Source organism: Massilia terrae (genome assembly GCF_024753145.1).
Lineage (GTDB): Bacteria > Pseudomonadota > Gammaproteobacteria > Burkholderiales > Burkholderiaceae_D > Telluria > Telluria terrae.
The window spans coordinates 1-1,176 of sequence record NZ_JANUGU010000026.1 but is presented as its reverse complement, the minus strand read 5'-3'; the positions used below and the strand labels follow the sequence as shown (position 1 = coordinate 1,176).

The following is a 1,176-nucleotide window of genomic DNA, read 5'->3' as shown; positions in this document are numbered from 1 at the left end:
TTCGCAGATACTGTGTTCGCTAGCCCTTTGCAAGTGCCAGTGTTGGATCGAATTGGATGCCTGACTTCAGGACACCCAACATCCAATGCACCAGCTTGCGCATCACCGCGACAACTGCGACCTTGGGCCGCTTCCCGCCCGCCTTGAGACGATTGGCCATCGCCTTGGCGGCGGGATTACACCGTATCGCCGCCAGAGCCGGCAGATAAAGAATTTTTCTCAGCCTCGCATGACCTAGCTTGCTTAGCCGGGAGGCTCCTCGAACCGAGTCGCCAGACTCGTGATGGCGAGGCGAAAGTCCTATGAAGGCGACTGCTTGCCGGACGCTATCAAAGCGTTCGGGGCGGAGCCACGCCAAGAAATAGCTACTCAACTGGTCACCAACGCCAGGGATACTGCACAGCAGTTCCTTCTGCTCGCGCAGACCGGGGTGGCGGTCGATGTGATCCTTGATCATGCGCTTGAGGCGGTCTTCTTCCGCCTTCAGACTCGCTATCATGCGCTCGACAGACTCCAGCGCAATGCCCTCGGCTTCGTGACGGCGGTTTTGCTCTTGGACGTGCATCTGCTGGACGGCTTCCAAGCGTGCCAGCAGCCGTTGCAACACACGTATCTCGGTCGGCGCGGGAGTCCACTGCTCGGGTTGGTTCTGAGCGCAGAACCGCGCTATCAGCTCGGCATCAGCACGGTCCGTCTTTTGCCTGCGCAGCAGCGATTCGCCAAATGCCTTGATGCGTAATGGATTGACGACACTGACTTTGTAGCCAGCGTCGTGCAGGATGAAAGCCAGCGCTTCGTAATATTGGCTGGTCGCCTCCATGGCTATATGGCAGTCAGCCGGTGTGATGCCTTGCTTCTTCAACCATTCCAACAGCTGCCTAAACCCTGTCGGCGCATTATCGAATACCTTGCTGCGCAGCTTGCCGCTGTCAGCCTGTAGCCAGGCCAAGTCGAATTTGCGCTTGGCCACATCAATTCCCACAACTTCCATCGATCCCTCTCGTACTAGATTCCGCCGGACCTTTCCCAGTGCATCCTTACTAACACAGGCTCGTGGCCTCAGATACTGTTCGCACTCGATTCGGGTAAGGGGGAGTACATACGGCTTATCTGCGAAACAGGCTCGAAGCCTTGGGAACGACTCAGCCTGTATGCACTCCGGTTTCCAAGCGTCCT

At 57.4% G+C, this 1,176-nt stretch carries 1 protein-coding gene; it reads right to left on the bottom strand.

Annotation, left to right across the window (positions count from 1 at the left end):
• Window positions 1–19: 19 nt before the first annotated feature.
• On the bottom strand, window positions 20–991 hold the full coding sequence (locus tag NX778_RS24520; protein ID WP_258814437.1) for an IS110 family transposase: 972 nt from the start codon (window positions 989–991) through the stop codon (window positions 20–22).
• Between the last annotated feature and the right edge of the window lie 185 nt (window positions 992–1,176).

What these genes read in the sequence shown, in the direction of transcription:
- NX778_RS24520 (WP_258814437.1), bottom strand. Translation starts at nt 991, where the DNA reads ATGGAAGTTGTGGGAATTGATGTGGCCAAGCGCAAATTCGACTTGGCC.